This window comes from Isoptericola sp. NPDC019693, assembly GCF_044389085.1.
GTDB lineage: Bacteria > Actinomycetota > Actinomycetes > Actinomycetales > Cellulomonadaceae > Isoptericola.
On sequence record NZ_JBIRXP010000006.1, the window covers coordinates 159,532 to 186,435 of the forward strand.

A 26,904-nucleotide genomic window follows, 5' to 3' on the forward strand; every position below is an offset into this window, starting at 1 on the left:
CTCCCGATCAGACGGACTCGACGACGGCGGTGGCACCGAGGCCGCCCGCGGCGCACACGGAGATCAGGGCGCGCGCCGGCTTGCCGGTCTCGGCGGTCTTGGTGGCGACGAGCTTGGCGGCGGTGGCGAGGATGCGGCCCCCGGTGGCGGCGAACGGGTGGCCCGCGGCCAGCGAGGAGCCGTTGACGTTGAGCTTCTCCCGGTCGACGCTCCCCAGCGGCGCGTCGAGCCCGAGCTCCGTCTTGCAGTAGTCGGCGTCCTCCCAGGCGGCCAGCGTCGTCAGGACGGTCGAGGCGAACGCCTCGTGGATCTCGAAGAAGTCGAAGTCGCCGAGGGTGAGGCCGTTGCGGGCCAGCAGGCGCGGCACGGCGTGCACGGGTGCCATGAGCAGCCCGTCGTGGCCGTGCACGAAGTCCACGGCGGCGGTCTCGGCGTCCACGAGACGCGCGAGCACGGGCAGGTCGCGCTCGGCGGCCCACGCGGCCGAGGACAGCAGCACGGTGGAGGCGCCGTCGGTCAGCGGCGTCGAGTTGCCGGCGGTCATGGTGGGCTCGGCGGGCTCCGCGAGGCCGCGGCCGAACACCGGCTTGAGCTTGGCGAGCTTCTCCAGCGAGGTGTCGGCGCGCAGGTTGTCGTCGCGGGTCAGGCCGCGGAACGGGGTGACGAGGTCGTCGAAGAAGCCGGCGTCCCACGCGGCGGCGAGGTGCTGGTGGCTGGCGAGCGCGATCTCGTCCTGCGCAGCGCGGGAGATGCCCCAGCGTGCGGTCGTGATCGCCTGGTGCTCGCCCATCGACAGCCCCGTCCGCGGCTCGTCGGTGGCGGGGGTGAGGGGCTTGAGGTCGGACGGGCGGACCTTGGCGAAGGCCTTGAGCCGTCCCTGGAGCGTCTTGGCGTGCGACGCGTCGAGGAGCGCGCGGCGCAGCCCCTCGCTCACGGCGACCGGGGCGTCGGACACGGTGTCGGTGCCGCCGGCGATCGCCGACTCGATCTGGCCGAGGCGGATCTTGTTCGCCACGGTGATCGCGGCCTCGAGGCCGGTGGCGCAGGCCTGCTGCAGGTCGAAGGCGGGCGTCTGCGGGGACAGGGAGGAGCCGAGCACGGACTCGCGGACCAGGTTGAAGTCCCGCGAGTGCTTGAGGACGGCGCCGCCGACGACCTCCCCGATCCGCTCGCCCTGCAGGCCGTAGCGGGCGACGAGACCCTCGAGGGCGGCGGTGAACATCTCCTGGTTGGAGGCGTCGGCGTACTTCTTGCCCGCGCGCGAGAACGGGATGCGGTTGCCGCCCACGATCACGGCGTCACGCACGCCCGCGGGGGCGGACGGGTTCGCGGCGCGGGCGGTGGTCCGGGACGTGCTCCGGGAGGAGCCGTCGGAGGGCTTGCGTGTAGCCACAGATAGATCCTTCACTCCGTCGGTCAGGTAGGACTCACAGTACCTGATACTCTCAGTCCCGTGAGACGAGTCACAAGGTGCGGCCGATGACGGCCGCAGGGCAGCAGCTCGACGGACGCTCGACCCTCGATGGTCGTTCCACGCGATGGGACGACCATCGTGCCGCGCGGCGGGCACAGCTCGTCAACGCGGCGCGCAAGGCGGTGCACCGTGGCGGTCCCGGGGTCTCGATGGACGAGATCGCGGGCGAGGCGGGCACGTCCAAGTCGATCGTCTACCGGTACTTCGAGGACAAGGCGGGGCTGCGCCTCGCCGTGGCCGCGCACGTCGTCGCGACGATGCACGACGCGCTCCGGGAGGCGGCCGAGGCCGCGCCCACCCCGCACGCCGCGCTGCGCGCCATGGTCCGCGTGTACCTGGAGATGATCGAGCACTCGCCGAACGTCTACTGGTTCGTCACCCGCACGGCCATCGGCGGCAACGAGCCTGCGCCCGGTGCCGCCGGCACCGGTCAGGCCGAGGCGCTCGGTGCCTACCTCGACTCCGTGATCGAGCTGGTCGCGGAGCCGTTCGCCAGGGCCGTCCAGGTGCCGCCGGCGCTCGCCGCGGCGTGGGCGGCCGGCGCCGTCGGCTTCGTGCGCGGCGCCGGCGAGTGGTGGCTCGGCCACGGTGCCGCGCCCGGCGGCCCCGACCGCCTCACCCGGGAGGAGCTCACCGAGAAGGTGACGCTCTGGCTGTGGACCGGCCCCGTGGGCGTCCTCCACCACGAGGGCGACCCCGAGGGCCACCACGAGGGCACGGCGCTGCTCGACCCCTCCGGCCCCTCCCGTCCCTTCGAGACCTCCAACCCCGCACAACCGCAGGAGAAGCGATGACCACGACGTCCGACCGTCCCGCGACGACGCAGGCCGCCGGCAGCGCGCCCGCCCCCAGGGCGACGCCGCGCGTCGACGTCGCCGGCCTGTCCGAGCAGCTGCTCGGCCGCTGGCCGGAGTGGCGCCGGTACGCCCGCGAGCGCTCGACCGACCCGACCTTCTGGAAGGACGAGTCGCTGTCGATGGACGAGCACCGCGAGCGCGTGCTCGAGCAGATGAAGCTGCTCGCGGCCGACGAGAAGCACCAGGTGTGGCTCGGGTACCCGGCACGCCTCGGCGGGGCCGACGCCCCCGGCGCGAACCTGGCGGGCTTCGAGGAGCTCGCCGTGGCCGACCCGTCGCTGCAGATCAAGGCGGGCGTCCAGTGGGGCCTGTTCGGCTCGGCCATCCTGCACCTGGGCACGCCGGAGCAGCAGGACCGCCTGCTGCCCGGCGCCATGGACCTGTCCGTGCCCGGCGCGTTCGCGATGACGGAGATCGGGCACGGCTCGGACGTCGCGTCGGTGGCCACCACGGCCACCTACGACCCCGAGACGGAGGAGTTCGAGATCCACACGCCGTTCCGCGCGGCGTGGAAGGAGTTCCTCGGCAACGCGGCCGTGCACGCCACGGCGGCCACCGTCTTCGCGCAGCTCATCACGAACGGCGTCAACCACGGCGTGCACTGCTTCTACGTGCCGGTGCGCGACCCGGAGACGATGGAGTTCCTGCCCGGGATCAGCGGGCACGACGACGGCCTCAAGGGCGGCCTGCGCGGCGTCGACAACGGGCGTCTCGCGTTCGACCACGTCCGCATCCCCCGCACGGACCTGCTGGCGCGCTACGGCGCGGTCGCCCCGGACGGCACCTACTCGTCCTCGATCGACAGCCCCGGCCGTCGCTTCTTCACCATGCTCGGCTCGCTGGTGCAGGGCCGCGTCTCCCTGGACGGCGCGGCGTCGACCGCGTCCAAGCTGGGGCTCGCCATCGCCGTGAAGTACGGCGCCGAGCGCCGCCAGTTCACCTCGTCGTCGCCGATCGAGGAGACGGTGCTGCTGGACTATGCGACGCACCGCCGCCGCCTGTTCCCGCGCATCGCCGAGACGTACGCGACGCACTTCGCGCACGACCGCCTGCTCGACCTGTTCGACGACGTCTTCTCCGGCGAGAAGGACACCCCGGAGAACCGCGAGGACCTCGAGACGATGGCGGCGGCGCTCAAGGCGACGTCGACCACGTTCGTGCTCGAGACGCTGCAGGAGGCCCGCGTGGCCTGCGGCGGCGCCGGCTTCATCACCGAGAACCGCATCACGAGCCTGCACCACGACATGGACGTGTACGCCACGTTCGAGGGCGACAACACGGTGCTGCTGCAGCTCGTGGCCAAGCGGCTCGTGGGCGACTACGCGAAGGAGCTCAAGGGCAGCACGTCGACCCCGGCCGGCATCGCGCGGTTCGTCGTCGACCGCGCCGCGGACGCCGCCCTGCACCGCACCGGCCTGCGCCGGGCCGGTCAGGCCCTCGCCGACGTCGGCGACCCGCGTCGCGCCGCCGGCCACCTGCGCGACGCCGAGACGCAGCGCGAGCTGCTGGCCGACCGGGTCGCGACCCTGGTCGAGGACGTCGCCATGGCGCTGCGCCCGGCCCAGAAGGCCGACCCGGTGACGGCCGCCCGCATCTTCGACGAGAACCAGGTGCAGCTCGTCGAGGCCGCCCGGGCGCACGCCGACCTGCTGCGCTGGTCGGCCTTCACCGACGCGCTCGATCAGGTCGCGGACCCGGGCACCCGCCGGGTGCTGACCTGGGTGCGTGACGTCTTCGGGCTCACGCTCATCGAGCGCAACCTCGCCTGGTACCTCCTGAACGGCAGGCTGTCGGTGCAGCGGGCGCGGACCGTGACGTCGTACGTCGACCGGCTGCTCGACCGGCTGCGCCCGCACGCCGTCGACCTCGTCGACGCCTGGGGGTACGGCCCGGACCACCTGCGCGCGGTCATCGCGTCGGGCATCGAGGCCGAGCGCCAGGACGAGGCCCGGGCGTACTACGCGCAGCAGCGCGCCGACGGCACGGCCCCGGTCAGCGAGAAGGCGCTGAAGAAGCAGAAGCGCTGACGCCCTGACGACAGGGGGCACGGACCGCACCCGGTGCGGTCTGTGCCCCCTGTGTCGTACTGGTGCGTCGTACGGGTGTGTCGTGCAGTGGCGTCGTGCGGTGCGTCCGTGCCGCACCGATCTCGGGCGGGCGCCTCAGGCGGCTGCGGGCGTCGGCTCGCCCGCGCGCACCGGTTGCGGGTACTCCTCGACGGCGGCGGGCCGCGGCCCGAGCGCCTCGGCGGGCGCCGGCACGGCGTCCTCGGCCGGCTGCTCGTCCCGCAGCGGCAGCCCGAGGGTGACGGTGGCCGGCCGGGCGACGCGCGGCGCCGGCACGGCGAGCGCCACCGCTGCCGCGCCACCGAGCCCGGCCACGACGGCGGCCCACGCCACCCAGGTCCACCCCAGCGCCGCCGACGCGCCCAGCAGCGCGCCGTCCACGACCCCGACGACGAGCCCGACGACGAGCACTCGTCTCATGCCTACCTCCCACGGTCCGCCTCATCCGTGCCTCTCCAGGAGACGACACGACGGCCGGTCGTGCATCTGCTGGGCGGAGGGTGCAGGTCACAGGTGGGTCACGGTCGTCGGTCGTGACCCCCGGTGCTCCAGGCGGGTGCGGGTGCGCCGTGCGACGCCGGCGGGTCGACGTGCCCGAGCAGCAGGGGCGAGGGGGCCGGGTCGAGCGTGGCGCGGAGCTGGTGGTGCATCTCCCCGGTGAGCCGCAGCGCCAGCTCGAACCGGAGCGGTGCCACGTGGTCGGCGTGGAGCCTGCCCCCGATCGCCGGGTGCGGGGAGAAGGCGAGCACCTCGTCCGCGCGGGGGTGGGTGCCGGCGTCGAGGACCTCCCGGCAAAGGTCCTCCAGGAGGAGGTCCGCCCGCCCGTCCGGGGAGTCGAGCTGGGTGTACATCTCGACGGCGGTGGACCAGCGGAGCTCGAGCGACCCCTCGATCGTGTCGAGGAACCACCAGCCCTCCAGGGACTCGAGGAAGACGTCGCCGAAGACGGTCGTGAAGCGGGGCGTCTTGCCGTGGACCCCCAGCCACGACCAGGACGCCAGCCCGTACGCGAACGCGCCGGGGGCGAAAGTTCTGAGCAGTTCCACGTGCGCATCAAACCACCTTGTGGTAAACGACGAAACCCCCGGCTCCACCCGGCCTGCGCGTGGCTCTGCTCACGGACGAGGATCACCTGGTCGCGGTAGCGGTCAAGGATCTGGGGCCAAAGGTCAAGAACCGGTCATCCGTGCAGGTGGTGCGCGCGTCGGTCGCCAGGACGGAACTCTGCCTCCGCACCGTCCGTTGTCCCACGGGTGCCCCGAGGACCTCGGGCCCCTGCCCGCACGAGCCCCCGACCCGGAGGAACACCCATGGAGACGCCCGCCGCGCTCAGGCGCGTCGACGCCCGGAGCGTCGCGATCACCGGACTCACGACGCTCGCCTGGTACGCCGTGCCCGACGTCGTCGGGCCGCGGTGGGCGCGCGCCCTGGCCAAGGCGGGCGTTCTGGCCGGAGGGTTCGGCCTCGGGATGGTCGTCACCACCGAGGGCCGCTCCGTCGTCGAGGGCATCCGGGAGTCGCGGGACGAGGCCCGGGAGCTGCGCGACCTCGCGGACCGCATCAAGGCCCTGCCGCCTGAGGGGGCCGACGAGGAGGCCGACGAGGAGGCCGACGAGGACGGTCCCGGGGTCGCGGAGCCGGAGGGCGACGCCGCCGGGCGCACCCCGGACGCGCACGTGCCCGAGGACAACGTCCTGCTGGGCGACCCGGAGCTCGTCGACGGCGCCGACCCGCTGCCGGACCCCGTCGTGGCCGGCTCCGTGACGGCCGGGGCGATCGCCTTCGGGATCGCCGTCGCGGTGCTCGGGGAGAAGTGGGCCTACCGGCGCGGCGAGCGGTGGCGCGCGCAGGGGCGGCGGCTGCCGCACACGCGGGTCGGGCTGGTCCTCGGGGTGCTCGCCGCCGCGGCGACGGCCCTCGAACCGTCGGCGGCCGCAAGGCTCGCCGACGGCCAGTCCGACCAGCCTGCCGACCAGACTGCCGACCAGACTGCCGACCGGTCCGGCGACGGGCCGGCCGCGGGTGCCCGCTAGCCCCCGTCAGTCGTCGAAGGCGCCCCAGCAGATCGGGCTGCGGGCCCGCTGGTCGTCCAGGACCAGGTCGAGGAGCTCGGCGGGTACCCGCGCCCGCTGCCAGTCGCGCTCACGGAGCCGGGCGGCCTCCTGCTCGCCGTCCGGGGCCGCGGCGCTCGCGGCGCGGATCGCGTAGGCGGCAGCGCCCAGGTCGTGCGCGGCGACGTGGGCGACGGCGACGGCCTGCCCGGCCGCGAGCGCCGCGAACCGGGCGGGGTCTGGTCGCCCGCGTCCTGCCGCGTTCGCCACGAAGGCGGTGCGGTGCGCCTCGCGCATCGGGACCTGGCCGCGGATCCATCCGCGGGCGACCTCGAGCGCGTCCCGGGGGCGTGCGTCGTCGGGCGCCTCGCGCTCGAAGAGCGGCAGGACGTGGTCGGCGCAGGCGACCGCCCACTCGGCCAGCATCCGGTGGTGGTCGTCGGTGAGCGTGCCGCCTCGGCGCACGGTGATCAGGCGGGGGTCGCGGTCGGCGGGCAGGATCGGCACACCTCATCCTGCACCGGTGGCGTCGGGAGCGCGGGCGGGCGCCGGTAGACTGGCTGCGCGCCGTGTGGGCGCCCCCGCCCGGACCGACGCCGGATACCGGCACCGCGAGGCGGTGCGGCGATCACCCGGTCCGAGCACCCGGAGCATTCCGGCCGCCCGCGCCATTCGTACTCGTGCGACCCGAGGGAAGTTGATGACCGCCGCTGCCGACCGTGCCGAAGCCGTGTCCGCCCCCCGCCCCCAGCTGGACACGGTCGAGAACGCCGCGTCCACGCCCGACGAGGTCCAGCCGTACGCCGAGCTCGGCCTCAAGCCGGACGAGTACCAGCGCATCCGCGACCTGCTCGGGCGGCGCCCCACGGCCGCCGAGCTGGCCATGTACTCCGTGATGTGGTCCGAGCACTGCTCGTACAAGTCGTCCAAGGTGCACCTCAAGAAGTTCGGCGACCGGGTCACCGAGGAGATGAAGGAGCACCTGCTCGTCGGCATCGGCGAGAACGCCGGCGTCGTCGACGTCGGCGACGGCTGGGCGGTGACCTTCAAGGTCGAGTCGCACAACCACCCGTCGTTCGTCGAGCCCTACCAGGGCGCCGCGACCGGCGTCGGCGGCATCGTCCGCGACATCATCTCGATGGGCGCGCGCCCGGTGGCGGTCATGGACCAGCTGCGCTTCGGCGCCGTCGACCACCCGGACACCGCGCGCGTGGTGCACGGCGTCGTGAGCGGCGTCGGGGGGTACGGGAACTCGCTCGGCCTGCCGAACATCGGCGGCGAGCTCGTCTTCGACGGCTCCTACCAGGGCAACCCGCTGGTCAACGCGCTGTGCCTGGGCGTGCTGCGGCACGAGGACATCCACCTGGCCAACGCGTCCGGCGTGGGCAACAAGGTGGTCCTGTTCGGCGCCCGCACGGGCGGCGACGGCATCGGCGGGGCCTCGATCCTCGCCTCGGAGACGTTCGAGGACGGCGTGCCGGCCAAGCGGCCGAGCGTCCAGGTGGGCGACCCGTTCATGGAGAAGGTGCTCATCGAGTGCTGCCTCGAGCTGTACGCCGCGCAGGTCGTGGAGGGCATCCAGGACCTCGGCGCCGCGGGCATCTCCTGCGCCACGAGCGAGCTCGCGTCCAACGGCGACGGCGGCATGCACGTCTGGCTCGACGACGTGCTGCTGCGCGACCCCACGCTCAACGCCGGCGAGATCCTCATGTCGGAGTCGCAGGAGCGCATGATGGCGGTGGTCACGCCCGAGAAGCTCGACGAGTTCCTCGCGATCACCGGCAAGTGGGACGTCGAGACCGCCGTCATCGGGGAGGTCAACGGCTCCGGCCGCCTCACCATCGACCACCACGGCCAGCGGATCGTGGACGTCGACCCGCGCACGGTCGCGCACGAGGGCCCGGTCTACGAGCGCCCCTACGCCCGCCCCGCGTGGCAGGACGGCCTCCAGGCCGACACCACGGTGGCCGCGGGCCTGTCCCGCCCGACGTCGGCCGGCGACCTGCGTGCCACCGCGCTGCGCCTGCTGGCCTCGCCGAACCTCGCGTCCAAGGCGTGGGTGACGAACCAGTACGACCGCTTCGTGCAGGGCAACACGGCCCTCGCCCAGCCCGACGACGGCGGCGTGGTCCGCGTCGACGAGACCACGGGCCGCGGCGTCGCCCTCGCGACCGACGCGAACGGCCGCTACGGCAAGCTCGACCCGCGCACGGGCGCCCAGCTCGCCCTCGCGGAGGCGTACCGCAACGTCGCGACGGCCGGCGCCACGCCGCTCGCCGTCACCGACTGCCTGAACTTCGGCTCGCCCGAGCACCCCGACTCGATGTGGCAGCTCGTCGAGGCGATCGAGGGCCTCGCGGACGCCTGCCAGGAGCTCGGTGTCCCGGTCACGGGCGGCAACGTCTCCCTCTACAACGGCACCGGCGAGCCCGGCCAGATCGACTCGTCGATCCACCCGACCCCGGTCGTGGGCGTGCTCGGCGTGATCGACGACGTGCGCACCGCCGTCCCGTCCGGCTGGCGTGCGGAGGGTCTGTCGGTCCTGCTGCTGGGTCGTACGGCCGACGAGCTCGACGGGTCCGCGTGGGCCGACGTCGAGCACGGGCACCTGGGCGGCCTGCCGCCGCGCGTGGACCTGGCCGCCGAGAAGGCGCTGGCGTCCGTGCTGGTCGAGGCCCGCGAGCAGGGCCTCGTCGCCGCCGCGCACGACCTGTCCGAGGGCGGGCTCGCGCAGGGCCTGCTCGAGGCGTCGCTGCGCTACGGCGTCGGCGCGGACGTCGCCCTCGACGGCATCACCGGGCGTGACGGCGTGACGCCGTTCGCCGCGCTGTTCTCCGAGTCCACCGCGCGCGCCGTGGTGGCCGTCGACCCGGAGCACGAGACCGAGCTGGTCGCGGTGGCCGAGGCCGCGGGCGTTCCGGTGCTGCGGCTCGGCCACACCGGCGGCGACGCGCTGACGGTGGCCGGCGGCTTCGACGGCGAGACCTTCAGCGTGCCGCTCGCCGAGGCCCGCGAGGCGCACGAGGGCACGCTGCCGCGCATCTTCGGCTGATCCGAGGCGCCGTGAGCGCGAGATCGGGGACCGTTCGCGACCGGACGGTCCCCGATCTCGCGCTCACGGCCCGGCTCCCGGGTCCGCGTGCGGTGGCGCGGGAGCGACCGGCTCGTGGACAGCGTCTCGGGGCGTGAGACGGCGTCTCGGGAGCGTCTAGGCTGCGATGGTCGTGCGTGTGCCGTGCCGCCCTCCGGGCCCCGCGGGCGCGCTCCCCAGAACTCGGGAGGAGCCCCCATGGAAGACCGTCTGCAGCCTGTGTTCGCCGAGGTGCTGCGTCGTAACCCCGGCGAGGTGGAGTTTCACCAGGCGGTACGTGAGGTCTTCGAGTCGCTGGGCCCGGTGCTGCGCAAGAACCCGCAGTACGTCGAGGCCGCCGTGCTCGAGCGCATCTGCGAGCCGGAGCGGCAGATCATCTTCCGCGTGCCGTGGGTGGACGACACGGGCCGCGTGCGGATCAACCGCGGCTTCCGCGTGGAGTACAACTCGGCCCTCGGCCCGTACAAGGGCGGCCTGCGCTTCCACCCCTCGGTGTACCTGGGGATCGTGAAGTTCCTCGGCTTCGAGCAGATCTTCAAGAACGCCCTCACCGGCCTGCCGATCGGCGGCGGCAAGGGTGGCTCCGACTTCGACCCGCGCGGCCGCTCCGACGGCGAGGTCATGCGGTTCTGCCAGTCGTTCATGACCGAGCTGTACCGCCACATCGGCGAGTACACGGACGTGCCGGCCGGTGACATCGGCGTGGGCGCCCGCGAGGTCGGCTACCTGTTCGGGCAGTACAAGCGGATCACCAACCGCTACGAGTCCGGCGTGCTCACCGGCAAGGGCCTGACCTGGGGCGGGTCGCTCGTGCGCAAGGAGGCCACGGGCTACGGCGCCGTCCTCTTCGCCCAGAGCATGCTCGGCACGAAGGGCGAGAGCTTCGACGGCCGTCGCGTCTCCGTGTCTGGCTCGGGCAACGTCGCGATCTACGCGGCGGAGAAGGCGCAGCAGCTCGGCGGCCGCGTGATCACGTTCTCCGACTCGTCCGGCTACGTCGTCGACGAGGCGGGCATCGACCTCGACCTGCTCAAGGAGGTCAAGGAGGTCCGTCGCGGGCGCGTGTCCGACTACGTCGACCAGCGCCCCGGCGCCCGCCTCGTGTCCGACGGCAGCATCTGGGACGTGCCGACCGACGTCGCGCTGCCCTGCGCCACCCAGAACGAGCTCTCCGAGGCCGACGCCAAGGAGCTCGTCGCCAACGGCGTGCGCGCCGTCGCCGAGGGCGCCAACATGCCGACCACCCCGGAGGCCGTGTCGCTCCTGCGCGACGCCGGCGTGCTCTTCGGCCCGGGCAAGGCCGCGAACGCGGGCGGCGTGGCGACGTCGGCGCTGGAGATGCAGCAGAACGCGTCGCGCGACTCCTGGAGCTTCGACTACACCGAGTCCCGCCTCGCCGAGATCATGACCGGCATCCACGACAACTGCATCGCCACGGCGGAGGAGTACGAGGCTCCGGGCGACTACGTCGTCGGCGCCAACGTCGCCGGCTTCACCAAGGTCGCCGACGCGATGATCGCCTTCGGCGTGATCTGACGGTCGCCTCACGCACGACGACGGCGCGGCCCCTGCCGGGGACCGCGCCGTCGTCATGAGCGGGCCGGGGCGCTGCGGCCCCGGTGCCGCCGGTCAGGCCTCGGTGTTCTCGGAGGAGATCATCCACGCCTGCTTCTCGAGGTCGGTGATGATCTCGTGCAGCAGGTCGGCGGTGGTCGGGTCCTCGGCGTCGACCTCGTCGTGCACCGAGCGTGCGACGTCGACGGTCTGCGCGACGCGCTCGACGATCGCGTCGACCGTGTCCTCGACCGACACCAGGCCGGCGGGGTAGGGCGACAGGTCGGTCGTGGTGGCGACGGTCTCGGTGCGGCCGTCGGGCACGGCCTGCAGGGCGCGGAGCCGCTCGGCGACGGTGTCGCTGTGCTCCCGCGCGACGTCGACCAGCTCGTCGAGCTGCAGGTGCAGGTCGCGGAAGCCGCGGCCCGTCACGTTCCAGTGGGCCTGCTTGCCCTGGACGTGCAGGTCGACCAGCGCGACGAGCACGCGCTGCAGGTGCGAGCGGAGCTTGTCGGACGCCTCGGCGCGGGGGGCGTGTCGCTTCATCGTGGGAGTGGTCATGGTGAACCTCGCTTTTCCGATGCCGATCACTTCGGTGACGATCGCTCTCTTGAACCATTCCAGGTTAGGGAGCCTTCCCGGGCTCCGCCAGCAAGGACAGGCGAGCCTTGCTCGTCGTCAGCGCGTGCTGGTCACGACGTCGAGCACCGCCGTGGCGAACGCCGGCGCGAGCGCGGGGGCGTGGTCCGCCCCCGCGATCGACCACAGTGCGACCGAGGTGTCGTCCGCGCACCCGCGCCACGTCGTCACGGTGGTCTCGGCCCCGCGGACCGCGCTGTCGAGGTCGCGCCGGGCGAGCGCGGTGGCGGGCGTCGTCGCGCACCCGTCGAGACGCGCCCAGGCGGCGGCCGACTCCGCCGCCCCCGGGTAGACGTGCCCGTCGCGGAGCCCGCCGCCCGCGCGGATCACGGGATCGTCGGTGCCGTGCACCTGCACCACCGACACCGGGCGGGACGGGCGGCAGGCGCCGTCCTGCGCAGGCATCGCGCCGGCGACGGACACCGCGACGGCCACGAGGTCGGCATGGTCGCAGGCCGTGCGATACGCCATGAACCCGCCGTTGGAGTACCCGGCCACCGCGACGCCGTCGGGGTCCACGGCATAGGTCGCCGCGAGCGTGCGGATCACCTGCGCGAGGTAGGCGGAGTCGTCGACCCCCGCCCGGTCGACGCCGCAGCAGGCGTCGCTCGCGTTCCAGAACCGGCGTCCGTCCGGTCCCTCGGTGCCCTCGGGGAGGGCGTAGAGCACGCCCCGCGCGAGGGCCTCCTCGCGCAGCCCCAGCAGGGCGTCCGCCCGCGCGGGGTCGGAACCGAAGCCGTGCAGGACGACGAGGAGGGGCACGGGCACCGTGGCGTCGTACCCGGGCGGCACCTGGACCTCGACGGGCCGGCCGGCGACGTCGACCACGCCGACCGCACCGGGCGGCAGGGGCCCGGCCGCCGCGAGCACCAGGGGCGGCTCGGCGACCTGCGGGGGAGTGGCGGAGCCGCAGCCGGCGAGCAGCAGGGCGACCAGCGCGACGATCGTCGCCAGGATCGGACGGTGCGCCGGCATGCCGTCGATTGTCGCGTGCGCGCCGCCCCCGGCATAGGCTGAAATCGGTGCAGAGGTGGTGCTCCGATGACGTGGCAGCTGACGCTCGTGACGGCGTCGTTCGCGCTGGTCGCGACGGTCGCCGCCCGGTCGTGGCTGCGTTCCGACGCCCACCGTGACGGCGTCGCCCGCCGGGCGCACCGGCGTCGTGCCCCGGCCACCGACCCGCTCCTGACGCTCACCGTCCAGGTGCGCCTGGGGGAACTCGCGCGCGAGCTGCGCGCCATCGACGACGACCCCCAGGTCTACGCCCGCGCGCACCACGTGCGCGCCGCGCAGGGCGCGTACGACGCGCTGCTGCGCGAGGCGTGCCGCCTCGCCGGGCTGAGCGTCGTCGACCTCCCGCTGCGTGCCGGCGAGCGTGCCGAGTCCGACGAGCGGCTGCGGGAGGAACTGGAGCTCAGCGCCCGCGGCTGGTCCTGGTAGCTGCCGAGAAAGAGAAGCCCGGACGGGGCCGCAGCCGGTGCGGCCCGTCCGGGCTTCTCTGTCTCGCGGGTTCGCCTTCTCTATCTCGGCTTCCCGTGCTCTCTATCTCGGCGTCAGAGGGCCTCGAGCGCCGTGTTGAACGTGGCGGACGGGCGCATCACCGCGGCGGCCTTGGCCGCGTCGGGACGGTAGTAGCCGCCCACGTCGGCGGGCGAGCCCTGCACGCCCACCAGCTCGGCGACGATGGTCTGCTCCTGCTCGGCGAGCGACGCGGCGAGCGGGCCGAACGCGGCGGCAAGCGCGGCGTCGTCCGACTGCGCGGCGAGCTCCTGCGCCCAGTACAGGGCGAGGTAGAAGTGCGAGCCGCGGTTGTCGATGCCGCCGACACGGCGCGTCGGCGACTTGTCCTGGTCGAGGAACGTGCCGGTGGCGCGGTCGAGGGTGTCCGCGAGCACCTGGGCGCGTGCGTTGCCCGTGACCGTGGCCAGGTGCTCGAACGACGCGGCCAGCGCGAAGAACTCACCGAGCGAGTCCCAGCGCAGGTAGTTCTCCGCCAGGAGCTGCTGCACGTGCTTCGGGGCGGAGCCGCCGGCGCCGGTCTCGAAGAGGCCGCCGCCGTTCATCAGCGGCACGACCGACAGCATCTTGGCCGAGGTGCCCAGCTCGAGGATGGGGAACAGGTCGGTGTTGTAGTCGCGCAGCACGTTGCCCGTCACCGAGATGGTGTCGAGGCCCTGGCGGATGCGCGCGAGCGAGAACGCCGTCGCCTCGGCCGGCGCCATCACGTGGATGTCGAGGCCGTCGGTGTCGTGGTCGCCCAGGTACTCCTCGACCTTGGCGATGAGCTGTGCGTCGTGGCCACGCTGCGCGTCGAGCCAGAACACGGCGGGGGAGCCGGTGGCGCGGGCGCGGTTGACGGCGAGCTTGACCCAGTCGCGGATCGCGACGTCCTTGGTGGTGCAGGCGCGCCAGATGTCGCCGGCCTGGACGTCGTGGCTCAGCAGCACGTCGCCGGCCGCGTTGACGACCTCGACGGTGCCGTCGGCGGGGATCTCGAACGTCTTGTCGTGCGAGCCGTACTCCTCGGCCTTCTTGGCCATGAGGCCCACGTTGGGCACGGAGCCCATCGTGGCCGGGTCGAGGGCGCCGTTCGCGCGGCAGTCGTCGATGACGGTCTGGTAGACGCCCGCGTACGACGAGTCGGGGATGACGGCGAGCGTGTCGTGCTCCTTGCCGTCGGGGCCCCACATGTGGCCGCCGCCGCGGATCATCGCGGGCATGGAGGCGTCGATGATGACGTCCGAGGGCACGTGCAGGTTCGTGATGCCGCGGTCGGAGTCGACCATGGCGAGCGCCGGGCCGTCGGCCAGGCCCTGCTCCACGGCGGCCTTGATCGCCGCGCCGTCGGGCAGCGTGTCGACGGTTGCCAGGAGCCCGCCGAGGCCGTCGTTGGGGGAGATGCCGGCGGCCTTGAGCTGGTCGCCGTATCGCTCGAACAGTGCCGGGAAGAAGGCGCGCACGACGTGGCCGAAGATGATCGGGTCCGAGACCTTCATCATCGTGGCCTTGAGGTGCGCGGAGAACAGCACGCCCTCGGCCTTGGCGCGGGCGACCTGCTCGGCGAGGAAGGTGTTCAGCGCCGCGACGGACATGAACGTGCCGTCCACGACCTCGCCGGCCTCGACCTTCAGGCCGTCCTTGAGGACGGTCGTGCCGGCCGGGGTGACCAGGCGGATGGTCAGGGTGTCGTCGGCGGGGACGACGACCGACTTCTCGTTGGAGAAGAAGTCGCCGGAGCCCATGGTCGCGACGTTCGTCTTCGAGTCCGCGGACCAGGCGCCCATGCGGTGCGGGTGCGCCTTGGCGTAGTTCTTCACCGAGGCGGGGGCGCGGCGGTCGGAGTTGCCCTCGCGCAGCACCGGGTTCACGGCCGAGCCCTTGACCTTGTCGTACCGGGCGCGGACGTCCTTCTCCGCGTCGGTCTGCGGGTCCTCGGGGTAGCTCGGGACGTCGTAGCCCTGCGACTGCAGCTCGGCGACGGCGGCCTTGAGCTGGGGCACGGACGCCGAGATGTTCGGCAGCTTGATGATGTTGGCGGCGGGCGTGGTGGCCAGCTCGCCCAGCTCGGCGAGCGCGTCGCCGATGCGCTGGTCGTCGGTGAGGCGCTCGGGGAACTGGGCGAGGATGCGCCCGGCGAGGGAGATGTCGCGCGTCTCGAGCGTGACCCCGGCCTGGGCGGCGTACGCCTCGACGATCGGGAGGAACGAGTACGTCGCGAGCAGCGGCGCCTCGTCGGTGTGCGTGTAGATGATCGTGGCGGCCTCGGGCCGGGACTCGGTGGTCATGCGGCGATGCTCCCTAGGCAGGGCAGTGATGGACGAGAGATTGTTTGACATCAAGATATCTGGCCGTGGCGGAGCCTGTCGAAAACGTGACGCACGCGATGCCCGTGCGCTGCCTCACGGTCGGGCCCCTCGCCGCGCGACCCGGGAGCTGCGCCGTTACGGTCGAGCCGTGCCGACGCGTCAGCTCCATCTCGCCCAGGCGGGCCCGGCCGAGGTCGCCGACGCCCTGGCCGCGCTCCGCGCCGAGGTCGGTCTGCCCGCCATGTTCCCCGCCGACGTCCGCGAGGAGGCGGAGAAGTCCGCCGCGGACGGCGGCCACGCCCTGGACGGCGGCGGTCGCGCGACGGCGGCGCAGGGCCGCCAGGACCGCCGCGACGTCGAGCTCGTGACCATCGACCCGCCCGGCTCGATGGACCTCGACCAGGCGGTGCACGTCGCGTCGTCGGGCCGCGGGTACATCGTCCGGTACGCCATCGCGGACGTCGCCGCGTTCGTGCGGCCGGGCGGCGCGCTCGACGCCGAGACGCACCGCCGCGGCACCACCGTGTACGGCCCGGACGTGCGCACCCCGCTGCACCCGCCCGTCCTGTCCGAGGGGGCTGCGAGCCTGCTGCCGGACGAGGACCGGCCCGCCGTCCTGTGGACGATCGGGCTCGACGCGGAGGGCGAGATCACCAGCAGCTCCGTCACCCGGGCGACCGTCCGGTCGCGCGCCCGCCTCACCTACGGCGAGGCCCAGGCACAGCTCGACGCGGGCGCCGCGTCGGACTCGCTGGCCCTGCTCGCCGACGTCGGGAGGCTGCGCCAGGAGCGCGAGCGCGACCGCGGCGGGGTGTCGCTGGAGGTGCCGGAGCAGGAGATCGTGCCCGGGCCGGACGGGTCGTTCGCGCTCGAGCTGCGCCGCACCCTCCCGGTCGAGGGGTGGAACGCGCAGATCTCGCTCCTCACCGGGATCGCCGCCGCGGCCATGATGCGCGAGGCGGGAGTCGGCCTGCTGCGCACCCTGCCCCCGGCGGACGACCGCGACGTGGCGCGCCTGCGCCGCACGGCCGGCGCCCTCGGCATCGACTGGCCCGACGAGGTCTCGTACGCCCAGCTCGTCCCGACGCTGGAGTCACGCCGTCCCGCCCACGCGGCGTTCCTCGCCGAGGCGACGTCGCTCTTCCGCGGCGCGGGCTACCTGGCGTTCGGTGTGCCGGGCCCGGACGGCGGGGCCCCGGTCGCGCTGCCCGCCGACGCGCGGCACGCGGCGATCGCGGCCGAGTACGCCCACGTGACGGCGCCGCTGCGCCGGCTCGCCGACCGCTACGCGACCGAGGTCTGCCTCGCGCACGCCGCGGGCAAGGAGCCGCCCGCCTGGGTGACCGACGCGCTGCCCACCCTGCCCGGGACGATGGCGTCGGCCTCCCGCACGGCCGGCGCGTTCGAGCGCGGCTGCGTGGACGTGGTCGAGGCGGCGCTGCTCGCCGGCCGCGAGGGGCAGACGTTCGACGGCGTCGTCGTCGACGTGCGCGGGGACGGCGGGCCGGACGGCCCGCAGCGCGGCGAGGTCATGCTCAAGGATCCGGCCGTGCGCGCACCCCTCGAGGGTGCCGATCTGCCGCTGGGCGAGCGTGTCCGGGTGACGCTGGCCGAGGCCTCCGTCCCCGACCGGCGGGTGCTCTTCACCCTCTCCTGACCGGCCCGGCCCGGCCCGGCACCGTCCTCGGTGCCACGCACCGCGGCGGGCTGCCCGTCACGCCGGGCTCGGCGCGGGCGTGGGCTGCCGGCCGAGATCCCGTCCCTGGAACCCCTCGCCGCGGGGACGCCCGCGAGATGACGGTTTGATAACACTCCTGCCTTATAACGATTCAGGGTCTAGCCGTGGCCCGGTGCATATTCGTTAAGGTCCCTTCCCTAAGCGTGAGCGATCGCGGCGTGATGGTGCGCTGCCGACTGGAAGGACCAACGATGATCCGAGGGAAGATCCGCGGACGGTGGCTCGCAGCCGCCGCCGCGCTGACGAGCGTGACCCTTCTGGCCGCAGGCTGCTCGGGCTCCGCCGGCGGGACCGAGGGCGGCGACAGCACCGGCGCTCCCGCTGCCGAGGGTGCGGCCACGGACCAGGAGCTCGTGATCTGGGCGGGCTCCCAGACGCCGATCACCCCCAACTTCAACCCCTATGCCGTGGGCGTCCTGCACCTCGCCAACGGAGGCATCTACGAGACGCTGTTCGCCTACAACAAGCTCCAGGACGTCGACCCCACCCCGATGCTCGCCGAGTCGTTCGAGTGGAACGAGGACGGCACCGAGCTCACGGTGAAGATCCGCGGCGGAGTGCAGTGGAACGACGGCCAGCCGTTCACCGCGGACGACGTCGTCTACTCGTTCACCAACGACACCGCCAAGCCCGAGTACCTCCAGGACGCCGTCGCGCAGGACGAGTCCACCGTCGTGTTCTCCTTCGCCGAGCCGGCGTACGCGAACGAGTTCGCGATCCTCGGCAGCACGTACATCGTCCCGGAGCACGTGTTCGCGGAGCACGAGAAGGACGCCGGCGAGGACGCCGAGGGCAACGCGCTCACCGGGCTCGTGGCGTGGGACAACGCGGAGTCCCCGGTCGGCACCGGGCCGTACCTGCTCGACACCGCCTCCAACGCGGCGTACACCGCGAAGGCCAACCCCGACTACTGGGGCGGGGCGCCCAAGGTGGCCTCGCTGCGCTACGTCGGCATCGACGCCAACCAGTCCGCGGAGGACCTGCTCACCACCGGTCAGATCGACTGGACGACGATGTTCGTGCCCGACCCGGAGCGCGTCACCTCGACCGGCGGCTTCGGGTACGTCAACACGCCCGTCGACCCGGTCGTGCTGTACACCTGCTCCAGCACGGACCTCGGCTGCGAGGGCGCCCAGACGGACGTGGCCGTCCGGCAGGCGCTCGACGCCGCCATCGACCGCTCCGCCATCACCGAGAAGGCGTTCGTCGGGCTCGCCCAGCCGATCTCGCCGACGTTCGCGCTGCTCGGTCGCGACGACAAGTGGATCGCGGACGGCATGCCCAAGGAGTCGCCGCAGAGCGCCGACGCCGCGGCCGCCGGCGCGATCCTCGAGGAGGCCGGCTACACCAAGGACGCCGACGGCTTCTACGGCAAGGACGGCACGCCGATCGACCTGACCCTCACCTCGGTCGACGGGTGGTCGGACTTCAACAACGCCGCCAAGCTCATCGAGGAGCAGGCCAAGGCCGCGGGCATCAAGGTGACCGCCTCCACCATCTCCTGGAACGAGTTCGCCGACGCGCGCGTCTCCGGCGAGTTCGAGCTGATCATGGGCGGCGTCGTCGGCACCTCGCTGGCCGACCCGTTCCAGATCTACCGCGAGTGGTTCACCGGCGACTACACCCAGAAGGTCGGCACCGCACTCGAGCCGGGTGAGTGGAACATCGCCCGGTACGACAACGACGAGGTCAACGCCGCCGTCGAGGCCGCGTCCCAGACCAACGACGAGGCCGCCAAGAAGGAGGCCTACGCCACCGTCCAGCAGCACATCGTCGAGGACCTGCCGTACATCCCGATCGTCGTGAACGGCACGCAGACGTTCTACAACACGACGAAGTTCACCGGCTGGCCCACGGAGGAGGACATGTACATGTTCCCGCCGTCGTGGCAGGGCCCGTCGTCGGGCGTGGTCCTCGGCAAGCTCGGCGGCGCCGAGTAACGCGCCCCCGGCCGTGACCGGCGGGCCGCCCAACCGGCCCGCCGGTCACCCGCACACCCGCACCACGACGCTGTGACGCACGAAGCGAGGAGGAGCCGCATGCCCGCGACACCGAAGGGCGGCCCGACCCCATGAAGTTCTACGCCAGGCGGATCGCCTTCTACGCGGTGACGCTGTGGGCCGCGATCTCGCTGAACTTCTTCATCCCGCGCATGCTGCCGGGCGACCCGTTCTCGATCCTTATGGCGAAGCTGCAGCGCGCCGGAGGCATCCCGGCGGGCACGGAGAACAGCATCCGGCTCCTCCTCGGCGCGGCCGAGGACCAGACCCTGTGGGAGCAGTACCTCACGTACTGGAAGAACGTCCTCACCGGGAACCTCGGCGTCTCGGTGACGAACTTCCCGACGCCCGTCACCGAGCTCATCGGCGACGCGCTGCCCTGGACCCTGGGCCTCGTCGGCACCGCCACGATCATCTCGTTCGTGCTCGGCATCGGGCTCGGCGCCCTCGCCGGCTGGAAGCGCGGCACCTGGGTGGACAGCCTCGTGCCCAGCACCACCATGCTGCAGTCGCTGCCCTACTTCTGGGTGGCCCTCGTGCTCATCTTCGTGTTCGCCGTGAGCCTCCAGTGGTTCCCCATCATCGGCGCGTACGACGTCTTCCACTTCAACGGGCCCGAGTGGAGCTGGGCCTTCGTCGGGTCGGTGCTCTACCACGCGTTCCTCCCGGCCGTGACGATCGTCATCTCCTCGGTCGGCGGCTGGCTGCTCGGGATGCGCAACATGATGGTCTCGACGCTGTCGGAGGACTACGTCACCACCGCCGAGGCCAAGGGCCTGCGCCCGCGCCGCGTGTTCACCACCTACGCGATGCGCAACGCCGCGCTGCCGTCCCTCGCCGGGTTCGGCGTCTCGCTCGGGTTCGTCGTCGCGGGCTCCCTCGTCATGGAGCAGGTCTTCACCTACCCCGGCGTCGGCAAGCTCATGATCACGGCCGTGCGCAACAACGACTACGCGCTGATGCAGGGCGTGTTCCTCGTCATCACCCTCGCGGTCCTTGCGGCGCTGTTCCTCATGGACCTCATCTACGGCTTCCTGGACCCGAGGACGCGTCACCATGACTGACACCCGCACCGACACCACCGCACCTGCCACGCCCGTCACGCCCGCCGCGCCGCCGGCCACGAGGTCCGGCGTCCGCCAGATGCTGCCCTCCATGTCGGGCAAGCTCCTCGCCGGCCTCGTCCTCATCGGCGCGATCGTGCTGTTCGCGATCGTCGGCCCCTTCGTCACCCAGGACCCGCGCGACTCCGGCAACGACGCGATGCTGCCGCCGCAGCCCGGACACTGGCTCGGCACCACCAGCCTCGGCTACGACGTGCTCGCGCAGCTCGCCGAGGGCGCCCGCGGCTCGCTGATCGTCGGGGTCACCGCAGGCCTCGTCGCGATCGTGCTCGCGCTCCTGTTCGGCGTCGTCGCCGGATACCTGCGGGGCTGGACCGACGAGTTCCTCTCCCTGGTCACCGGCATCATGCTCGTCATCCCCGGGTTGCCGCTCATGATCGTCGTCGCCAGCTACCTGCAGGTGCGCAGCCTGTGGGTCGTCGCGCTCATCCTCGGCGTCACCGCCTTCGCCGGACCCGCCGTCGTGCTGCGCTCCCAGGCCCGCTCGCTGCGGGTGCGTGACTACGTCTCCGCGGCCCGCGTCGCCGGCGAGAAGACGCCGCGCATCATCGGTGTCGAGGTGCTGCCCAACCTGCTGCCCCTGCTGGCGTCCCAGTTCCTCTTCGCGATCGTGCTCGCCATCCTCGGCGAGGCCGGGCTGTCGTACCTCGGCCTCGGCCCCAACGGGTCGATCACCTGGGGCACCATGCTCAACGAGGCGCAGGGCGGCGGCGCGCTGACCCGCGGCGCCTGGTGGTGGTTCGTGCCCCCGGGCCTGATGATCGCCCTGTTCGGCACCGGCCTCTCCCTCGTCAACTTCGCCATCGACGAGATCGTCAACCCCAAGCTCCGGCTCGCGCCCGCCGCCGCCAAGAGCGTCCGCGAGGCGCGCAAGGCGGGCAAGGACAAGCTCGGCCGTCGTGCGGCGCCGGAGACCGTCGCCGCCGAGAAGGAGAGGGTCGACGCATGACCGCCACCGCCGCCGCCCCGCTGTCGTCGCCCACGCACGACGAGCACGTGGCCCACCTCGAGCCGGTCCTCACCGCCCGGCACGTGTCCATCGAGTACGAGGTGGACCCGCCCGTGCGCGCCGTGGACGACGTCTCCCTCACGCTGCACCGGGGGGAGATCCTCGGCCTCGCCGGAGAGTCCGGCTGCGGCAAGACGACGCTCGCCTACGGCCTCAACCGGCTCCTCAAGCCGCCGGCCATCCTGCGCTCCGGCGAGGTGACGTTCCACGACGCCGGCGGCGCCGACATCGACGTCGTCGGCCTCACCGGCGACGCGCTGCGCGCCTTCCGCTGGGACAAGGTGTCCATGGTCTTCCAGGGGGCGATGAACTCGCTCAACCCGGTGATCAGCGTGCGCAAGCAGCTCGGCGACGTCCTGACCACCCACCGCCCGCAGATGGGCTCGAAGGAGCGGGCCGCCCGCTCGGCCGAGCTCCTCGAGCTCGTGGGCGTCGACCCTGCCCGCCTCGACAGCTTCGCCCACGAGCTGTCGGGCGGGATGCGCCAGCGCGTGATGATCGCCATGGCCATGGCGCTCAACCCGCAGGTCATGATCATGGACGAGCCGACCACTGCGCTCGACGTCGTCGTCCAGCGCGGCATCCTGCGCGAGATCATGCGCCTGCGCGAGCGGTTCAACTTCGCCGTCGTGTTCATCACCCACGACCTGCCGCTCCTGCTCGAGATCAGCGACCGGATCGCCGTCATGCGCGCCGGGCGCATCGTCGAGCTCGACACCGCGGAGTCCATCTACGCGAGGGCCCAGCACCCGTACACGCGGCAGCTGCTGGACTCGTTCCCGAGCCTCACGGGCGACCGTGGCTCGTTCGTCCGCACCGGCGTCGCCCGCGACGCCGCCGAGGGGGAGGCGTCATGAGCAGCCTCGAGGTCCGCAAGCTCGTCAAGGAGTTCAAGGTCCGCAGCGGGATGCGCAGCGGCACCCTGCGCGCCGTGAACGACGTGTCGTTCACGCTCGAGCCGGGCAAGACCCTCGCGCTCGTCGGCGAGTCCGGGTCCGGCAAGTCGACCGTGGCCAGGATGATCTCCCAGCTCGAGACGCCGACGAGCGGGGAGATCCTGCTCGACGGCCGGCCGGTCGGACGCCGCGGCCGAGCGCTGTCGAGCTACCGCCACCAGGTGCAGATGGTCTTCCAGGACCCGTTCGCGTCGCTCAACCCGTACCACACGGTGGCGCACCACCTGGAGCGCCCGCTGAAGCTGCACGGCGTCGCGAGCGGGGACGGTCTCGAGCCCGCCGTCCACGACCTGCTGGAGCGGGTCAACCTCACCCCGCCCGAGCTCTACGCGGTCAAGCGGCCGCACGAGATGTCCGGCGGGCAGCGGCAGCGCGTCGCCATCGCCCGCGCCCTCGCACCGGGTGCGCGGTTCCTCGTCGCCGACGAGCCCGTGTCGATGCTCGACGTCTCCATCCGGCTCGGGGTGCTCAACCTGCTCGCCCGGCTGCAGCGCGAGGAGAACCTGGGTGTCCTGTACATCACGCACGACCTCGCCACCGCCCGGCACTTCAGCGACGAGATCCTCGTGATGTACCGGGGCGACATCGTGGAGCGGGGGCCGTCCGACGACGTCATCCTCGACCCGCAGCACGAGTACACGAAGTCGCTGCTGGCGGCAGCCCCGGAACCGTCGCGTCATGGGCGGCTGCGGGAAGAGGTGCGGGCGGAGCTAGCTGCTTCCTGACGGTTTCGGTCCTGGTCCCGGTCGTGGTCACGGTCCCGGTCGTGGTCACGGTCGCGTGGGGCGGAGGTCTCTTCGCGCGGACGCGTTCACGGGCGCCAGGGCGCCCTCCACTTCGGGAGGGATACGTCCGCGCGAAGAGACCCCCGCCCCACGCTCGTCATTTGGCTCGCTCGCCGCTTCTCGTCATTTGGCTCGCTCGCCGCTTCTCGTCGTTCGGCTCGCTCGCCGCTCCTTGTCGCCGGCGGCCCGGTGAGTCGGCGGCGGCCGAGCCGGACCTCGGACGCCGTGCGTGCGCCTGCTGCCGGGCGGGACGGGATGGTGGGGGACGACGTCGTCGGACGGTGGGTGGGGAGGCTTAAGGTGCTGCCGTGCCTGCGCGACGACGGACCGACCCCGCTGCCGGACGGGCGGCCGTGGCCGCGTGGCTGGGCGGCGACGTGTCCCGGCCGGTCGTGACGACGGCGGTGCGGTTCACGCTGGAGGAGCTGGCCGACGTCGCGCCGGGGAACTCCGTGGAGGTGCGGGTGCCGCCCGCCGGGGCGGTCCAGGCCGTGGCCGGCCCGCGGCACACGCGCGGGACGCCGCCCAACGTGGTGGAGACCGACGTCGAGACGTGGCTCGGCCTGGCCACGGGCCGCCTGGCCTGGGCCGACGCGCTGGGCTCCGGGCGCGTCAGCGCCTCCGGCGAGCGCGCCGACCTCTCCGCGCTGCTGCCGCTGCAGGCCGCGCGCCCCCGCCCCTGAGGTTTCGTTCGGCAGTGTCGGCGATGTTCGGTCCCTGCGGTTGCCGAGCATCGCCGCCACTGCCGAACGAAACCCGGTGGCGGGCGCGCGGGTGTCGGTCGGTTCCGCTACGTTCGGCGCACCGGGCAGGCTCGCGCTCCCGACAGCCGGACGACGACGTCCGGTGACACGGGGTTCAACAACGGTTCACGCGGGTCTGCTGAGGTGACGTCACCCACGTCCGCCGCGAAGGAGCCACCGTGAGCCCGACCCGTCCCATCCGTCACCGAGCAGCGCTCGCGGCCGCCACCGCGGCCGCGCTCGTCCTTCCCGTCGGAGCGGCGCTCGCCACCCCGGCGTCCGCCGCCGTCTCGCCCGACGCGCCCGTCGTCATCGACGAGGTGTACGGGGGCGGCGGCAACAGCGGCGCCGCGTTCAACCAGGACTTCGTCGAGCTGTACAACCCGACCGACGACGCCGTGCCGCTCGACGGCTGGTCCGTGCAGTACGCGTCCGCGGCGGGGACGTGGGCCAACGGGGCGCAGACCAACCTGTCGGGGGAGATCCCGGCGGGCGGCTCGTTCCTCGTGGCCCAGGCGCTGGGCTCCAACACCTCGCTGCCCGCGCTGCCCGCCCCCGACGTCACCGGCACGATCGCGATGTCCGGCACCGGCGCCAAGGTGGCGCTGGTGCGCTCGACGGACCGCCTCTCCTGCACGGGCGCCGACTGCGCCGCGGCTGAGGCCGTCGTCGACCTCGTCGGCTGGGGACCCACCGCCAACGCCTTCGCGGGCTCGGGCCCGGCCCCTGCGACGACGAACGCGACGTCCGTCGCCCGGCGCGCCCACGCGAACACGGCCGACAACGCCGCCGACTTCGCCGCCGGGGCTCCGACGCCGGCCGCGAGCGGCACGGACCCGGGCACCGACCCGGGGCCGGCCCAGGACGCGACGATCGCGGAGATCCAGGGCACCGGCGCGACGTCGCCGCTGGCCGGGACCACCGTGACGACCACCGGCGTCGTGACCGCCACGTACCCCACGGGCGGCTTCGACGGCCTGTACCTCCAGACGGCGGGCACCGGCGGCGACCCCGCCGACGACCGGACCCCCGGCGCCTCCGACGCCGTCTTCGTGTACTCCCGTGGCGCGGCGTCCGAGCTCGAGGTCGGCGACCACGTCGAGGTCACCGGCGAGGTCAGCGAGCACCAGGGCCTCACCGAGATCACCGCGGACTCGTGGACGCCGCTCGAGCAGCCGGGCGCCGTCGAGCCGCTGGCCACCGCCTGGCCCGCGACCGACGCCGAGCGCGAGGCCCTCGAGGGCATGCTGCTGGCCCCGCAGGGGGACTTCACCGTCACCGACAACTACGACACGAACTTCTACGGCACGATCGGGCTCGCCGCGGGCGACCAGCCGCTGGTCCAGCCGACGACGGTCGGGCGCCCCGGTTCCGTCGAGGCGAAGCAGCAGGCCGAGGACAACGCGGCCCGCGCCGTCCTGCTCGACGACGGCGCGTCCGTCAACTACTCGTCCTCGGCGAACTCGTCGCAGCCGCTGCCGTGGCTCACGGGCGGCGAGCCCGTCCGGGTCGGCGCCGCCGTGACCTTCACGCGGCCCGTCGTCCTCGACTACCGCTACGACGCCTGGGGTCTCCAGCCGCAGCACCGGCTCACCCCGGACGTCGCCGCCGAGGTCCAGCCCGCCACGTTCGAGGACACGCGCGAGGCCGCGCCCGAGGACGTCGGCGGCACCCTGCAGGTGGGCACGTTCAACGTGCTGAACTACTTCACCACCACGGGCGACCAGCTGACCGGCTGCCGCTTCTACACCGACCGCGCCGGCGACCCCGTCACGGTGCGCGACGGCTGCGACGCCCGCGGCGCCGCCGAGGCCGAGGACCTGGAGCGGCAGCAGACCAAGATCGTCGCCGCGATCTCTGCCCTGGGCGCCGACGTCGTCGGCCTCGAGGAGATCGAGAACTCGGCCGCGTTCGGCAAGGACCGCGACCAGGCCCTCTCCGACCTCGTCGACGCCCTGAACGCGCACGACGGTGCGGGCACCTGGGCGTTCGTCGCGTCGCCGGCGGACCTGCCGGACTCCGAGGACGTGATCCGCACCGCGTTCATCTACCGCACCGCGGGCGCGGAGCCGGTGGGCGCCTCCCGGATCCTCGACGACCCCGAGGCGTTCGGGAACGCCCGCCAGCCGCTCGCGCAGGTGTTCCAGCCGGCCGGCGGCGTCGACGCCGACCCGGGCGACGACGTCGTGGTCATCACGAACCACTTCAAGTCGAAGGGTTCGGCCGGCCCGTGGCCGGGGGACGAGGACACCGGCGACGGCCAGGGGGCCTCCAACGAGTCGCGCGTGCGGCAGGCCACCGCCCTGGTGGCCTTCGCCGACGACGTGGCCGAGGACGCCGGCACCGACGCGGTGCTGCTCGTGGGCGACCTCAACTCCTACGAGCAGGAGGACCCGGTCGTCGTGCTCACGGACGCCGGCTACACCGACCTCGGCCCGACCACCGGCGAGTACTCCTACGCGTTCGACGGCGCGGTCGGCTCCCTCGACCACGCGCTCGCGTCGCCCGGGCTGATCGACCGCGTGACCGGCACGGACATCTGGAACATCAACGCCTACGAGCCGGTGGCGAACGAGTACAGCCGCTACAACTACAACGCGACGATCCTGTACGACGAGACGCCGTTCCGGTCCTCCGACCACGACCCGCTGCTCGTCGGGCTCGACCTCGCGCCCGTCGCGCCGGCCTGGGACGCGAAGGCCACCTACGGCAAGGGTGACCGTGTCGTCTACGACGGCGGGCTCTTCGAGGCGCTGTGGTGGTCGCGCGGGGACCGGCCGGGGGCTGCGGCGTACGGGCCGTGGGCCGAGGTCGGCGCGCCGGTGACGACGTCGGCCGGCACCTTCCCGGCGTGGACCGGCACGTGGGTGTACGGCAAGGGCGACGTCGTCGTGCACGACGGGCACCGCTGGGAGGCGAAGTGGTACTCCCGGCACGACGAGCCCGGCGCGACGCGGTGGGGGCCCTGGAAGGACCTGGGAGCCGCCTGACCGTGCGGCCGTCGGGTGCCG

At 73.1% G+C, this 26,904-nt stretch carries 21 protein-coding genes; 14 read left to right on the forward strand and 7 right to left on the reverse strand.

Features of this window, described 5'->3' with window-relative positions; genetic code table 11:
• Positions 1-7 precede the first annotated feature (7 nt).
• Entirely contained in the window at positions 8-1,393 is a 1,386-nt protein-coding gene (locus tag ACH436_RS17585) for an acetyl-CoA C-acetyltransferase (RefSeq protein WP_430561490.1), read from the reverse strand.
• Positions 1,394-1,479: 86 nt separating this feature from the next.
• Between ACH436_RS17585 and ACH436_RS17590 the strand changes: the two genes are divergently transcribed.
• Positions 1,480-2,268, forward strand: coding sequence for a TetR/AcrR family transcriptional regulator (locus tag ACH436_RS17590; protein ID WP_430561491.1), 789 nt, complete (start codon positions 1,480-1,482; stop codon positions 2,266-2,268).
• The gene (locus tag ACH436_RS17595) at positions 2,265-4,358 is read left to right on the forward strand and encodes an acyl-CoA dehydrogenase (RefSeq protein WP_430561492.1); all 2,094 of its coding nucleotides are present in this window, start codon (positions 2,265-2,267) and stop codon (positions 4,356-4,358) included. The genes ACH436_RS17590 and ACH436_RS17595 overlap by 4 nt, the downstream gene beginning before the upstream one ends.
• Before the next feature lie 135 nt (positions 4,359-4,493).
• Here ACH436_RS17595 and ACH436_RS17600 read toward each other — a convergent pair whose 3' ends face one another.
• Together ACH436_RS17600 and ACH436_RS17605 are read right to left on the reverse strand one after the other, a co-directional pair.
• On the reverse strand, positions 4,494-4,817 hold the full coding sequence (locus tag ACH436_RS17600) for a hypothetical protein (RefSeq protein WP_430561493.1): 324 nt from the start codon (positions 4,815-4,817) through the stop codon (positions 4,494-4,496).
• Between the two features lie 98 nt (positions 4,818-4,915).
• Positions 4,916-5,443, reverse strand: coding sequence for a hypothetical protein (locus ACH436_RS17605; RefSeq protein ID WP_430561494.1), 528 nt, complete (start codon positions 5,441-5,443; stop codon positions 4,916-4,918).
• A 264-nt stretch (positions 5,444-5,707) separates the two neighbouring features.
• Here ACH436_RS17605 and ACH436_RS17610 point away from each other — a divergent pair, with 264 nt between their 5' ends.
• Positions 5,708-6,430 (forward strand): hypothetical protein, encoded by a 723-nt coding sequence (locus ACH436_RS17610; RefSeq protein WP_430561495.1) that lies wholly within the window; start codon positions 5,708-5,710, stop codon positions 6,428-6,430.
• Positions 6,431-6,436: 6 nt separating this feature from the next.
• On the opposite strand, the gene ACH436_RS17615 is transcribed toward ACH436_RS17610, so the two are convergent.
• Positions 6,437-6,955, reverse strand: coding sequence for a putative immunity protein (locus ACH436_RS17615; RefSeq protein WP_430561496.1), 519 nt, complete (start codon positions 6,953-6,955; stop codon positions 6,437-6,439).
• 193 nt (positions 6,956-7,148) lie between these two features.
• Here ACH436_RS17615 and purL point away from each other — a divergent pair, with 193 nt between their 5' ends.
• Together purL and gdhA are read left to right on the forward strand one after the other, a co-directional pair.
• Positions 7,149-9,500: a phosphoribosylformylglycinamidine synthase subunit PurL gene (gene purL, locus ACH436_RS17620; protein WP_430561497.1), complete on the forward strand. Its 2,352-nt coding sequence runs from the start codon at positions 7,149-7,151 to the stop codon at positions 9,498-9,500.
• A 237-nt stretch (positions 9,501-9,737) separates the two neighbouring features.
• On the forward strand, positions 9,738-11,075 hold the full coding sequence (gene gdhA / locus ACH436_RS17625; RefSeq protein ID WP_430561498.1) for an NADP-specific glutamate dehydrogenase: 1,338 nt from the start codon (positions 9,738-9,740) through the stop codon (positions 11,073-11,075).
• Between the two features lie 93 nt (positions 11,076-11,168).
• On the opposite strand, the gene ACH436_RS17630 is transcribed toward gdhA, so the two are convergent.
• Both ACH436_RS17630 and ACH436_RS17635 read right to left on the reverse strand, forming a co-directional pair.
• A complete protein-coding gene (locus ACH436_RS17630) occupies positions 11,169-11,654 on the reverse strand; it encodes a Dps family protein (protein WP_430561499.1) in 486 nt (161 codons plus the stop codon).
• Positions 11,655-11,771: 117 nt separating this feature from the next.
• Positions 11,772-12,707 (reverse strand): alpha/beta hydrolase family esterase, encoded by a 936-nt coding sequence (locus ACH436_RS17635; protein WP_430561500.1) that lies wholly within the window; start codon positions 12,705-12,707, stop codon positions 11,772-11,774.
• A gap of 66 nt (positions 12,708-12,773) precedes the next feature.
• Here ACH436_RS17635 and ACH436_RS17640 point away from each other — a divergent pair, with 66 nt between their 5' ends.
• Positions 12,774-13,172 (forward strand): hypothetical protein, encoded by a 399-nt coding sequence (locus ACH436_RS17640; protein ID WP_430561501.1) that lies wholly within the window; start codon positions 12,774-12,776, stop codon positions 13,170-13,172.
• 113 nt (positions 13,173-13,285) lie between these two features.
• On the opposite strand, the gene ACH436_RS17645 is transcribed toward ACH436_RS17640, so the two are convergent.
• Positions 13,286-15,517: an NADP-dependent isocitrate dehydrogenase gene (locus ACH436_RS17645; RefSeq protein ID WP_430561502.1), complete on the reverse strand. Its 2,232-nt coding sequence runs from the start codon at positions 15,515-15,517 to the stop codon at positions 13,286-13,288.
• A 169-nt stretch (positions 15,518-15,686) separates the two neighbouring features.
• Here ACH436_RS17645 and ACH436_RS17650 point away from each other — a divergent pair, with 169 nt between their 5' ends.
• The 8 genes from ACH436_RS17650 to ACH436_RS17685 all read left to right on the forward strand — a co-directional run bounded on the left by ACH436_RS17650 (position 15,687) and on the right by ACH436_RS17685 (position 26,883).
• On the forward strand, positions 15,687-17,195 hold the full coding sequence (locus ACH436_RS17650; protein ID WP_430561503.1) for an RNB domain-containing ribonuclease: 1,509 nt from the start codon (positions 15,687-15,689) through the stop codon (positions 17,193-17,195).
• 272 nt (positions 17,196-17,467) lie between these two features.
• Positions 17,468-19,216: an ABC transporter substrate-binding protein gene (locus ACH436_RS17655; protein ID WP_430561504.1), complete on the forward strand. Its 1,749-nt coding sequence runs from the start codon at positions 17,468-17,470 to the stop codon at positions 19,214-19,216.
• A gap of 131 nt (positions 19,217-19,347) precedes the next feature.
• A complete protein-coding gene (locus ACH436_RS17660) occupies positions 19,348-20,340 on the forward strand; it encodes an ABC transporter permease (protein ID WP_430561505.1) in 993 nt (330 codons plus the stop codon).
• Positions 20,333-21,349 (forward strand): ABC transporter permease, encoded by a 1,017-nt coding sequence (locus ACH436_RS17665; protein ID WP_430561506.1) that lies wholly within the window; start codon positions 20,333-20,335, stop codon positions 21,347-21,349. Before ACH436_RS17660 ends, ACH436_RS17665 begins: the two co-directional genes overlap by 8 nt.
• A complete protein-coding gene (locus ACH436_RS17670) occupies positions 21,346-22,266 on the forward strand; it encodes an ABC transporter ATP-binding protein (RefSeq protein WP_430561507.1) in 921 nt (306 codons plus the stop codon). The genes ACH436_RS17665 and ACH436_RS17670 overlap by 4 nt, the downstream gene beginning before the upstream one ends.
• Positions 22,263-23,090: an ATP-binding cassette domain-containing protein gene (locus ACH436_RS17675; protein WP_430561508.1), complete on the forward strand. Its 828-nt coding sequence runs from the start codon at positions 22,263-22,265 to the stop codon at positions 23,088-23,090. Before ACH436_RS17670 ends, ACH436_RS17675 begins: the two co-directional genes overlap by 4 nt.
• Positions 23,091-23,458: 368 nt before the next feature.
• On the forward strand, positions 23,459-23,833 hold the full coding sequence (locus ACH436_RS17680; RefSeq protein WP_430561509.1) for a sterol carrier family protein: 375 nt from the start codon (positions 23,459-23,461) through the stop codon (positions 23,831-23,833).
• Positions 23,834-24,072: 239 nt separating this feature from the next.
• Positions 24,073-26,883, forward strand: coding sequence for an ExeM/NucH family extracellular endonuclease (locus ACH436_RS17685; protein ID WP_430561510.1), 2,811 nt, complete (start codon positions 24,073-24,075; stop codon positions 26,881-26,883).
• The last annotated feature ends 21 nt before the right edge of the window (positions 26,884-26,904 follow it).

Bases quoted from the DNA above. Each gene is read 5' to 3' on its own strand.
- ACH436_RS17590 (WP_430561491.1), top strand. From the start codon at position 1,480: ATGACGGCCGCAGGGCAGCAGCTCGACGGACGCTCGACCCTCGATGGT.
- ACH436_RS17595 (WP_430561492.1), top strand. From the start codon at position 2,265: ATGACCACGACGTCCGACCGTCCCGCGACGACGCAGGCCGCCGGCAGC.
- gdhA (WP_430561498.1), top strand. From the start codon at position 9,738: ATGGAAGACCGTCTGCAGCCTGTGTTCGCCGAGGTGCTGCGTCGTAAC.
- purL (WP_430561497.1), top strand. From the start codon at position 7,149: ATGACCGCCGCTGCCGACCGTGCCGAAGCCGTGTCCGCCCCCCGCCCC.
- ACH436_RS17610 (WP_430561495.1), top strand. From the start codon at position 5,708: ATGGAGACGCCCGCCGCGCTCAGGCGCGTCGACGCCCGGAGCGTCGCG.
- ACH436_RS17655 (WP_430561504.1), top strand. From the start codon at position 17,468: ATGATCCGAGGGAAGATCCGCGGACGGTGGCTCGCAGCCGCCGCCGCG.
- ACH436_RS17635 (WP_430561500.1), bottom strand. From the start codon at position 12,707: ATGCCGGCGCACCGTCCGATCCTGGCGACGATCGTCGCGCTGGTCGCC.
- ACH436_RS17600 (WP_430561493.1), bottom strand. From the start codon at position 4,817: ATGAGACGAGTGCTCGTCGTCGGGCTCGTCGTCGGGGTCGTGGACGGC.
- ACH436_RS17645 (WP_430561502.1), bottom strand. From the start codon at position 15,517: ATGACCACCGAGTCCCGGCCCGAGGCCGCCACGATCATCTACACGCAC.
- ACH436_RS17665 (WP_430561506.1), top strand. From the start codon at position 20,333: ATGACTGACACCCGCACCGACACCACCGCACCTGCCACGCCCGTCACG.
- ACH436_RS17640 (WP_430561501.1), top strand. From the start codon at position 12,774: ATGACGTGGCAGCTGACGCTCGTGACGGCGTCGTTCGCGCTGGTCGCG.
- ACH436_RS17630 (WP_430561499.1), bottom strand. From the start codon at position 11,654: ATGACCACTCCCACGATGAAGCGACACGCCCCCCGCGCCGAGGCGTCC.
- ACH436_RS17660 (WP_430561505.1), top strand. From the start codon at position 19,348: ATGAAGTTCTACGCCAGGCGGATCGCCTTCTACGCGGTGACGCTGTGG.
- ACH436_RS17670 (WP_430561507.1), top strand. From the start codon at position 21,346: ATGACCGCCACCGCCGCCGCCCCGCTGTCGTCGCCCACGCACGACGAG.
- ACH436_RS17675 (WP_430561508.1), top strand. From the start codon at position 22,263: ATGAGCAGCCTCGAGGTCCGCAAGCTCGTCAAGGAGTTCAAGGTCCGC.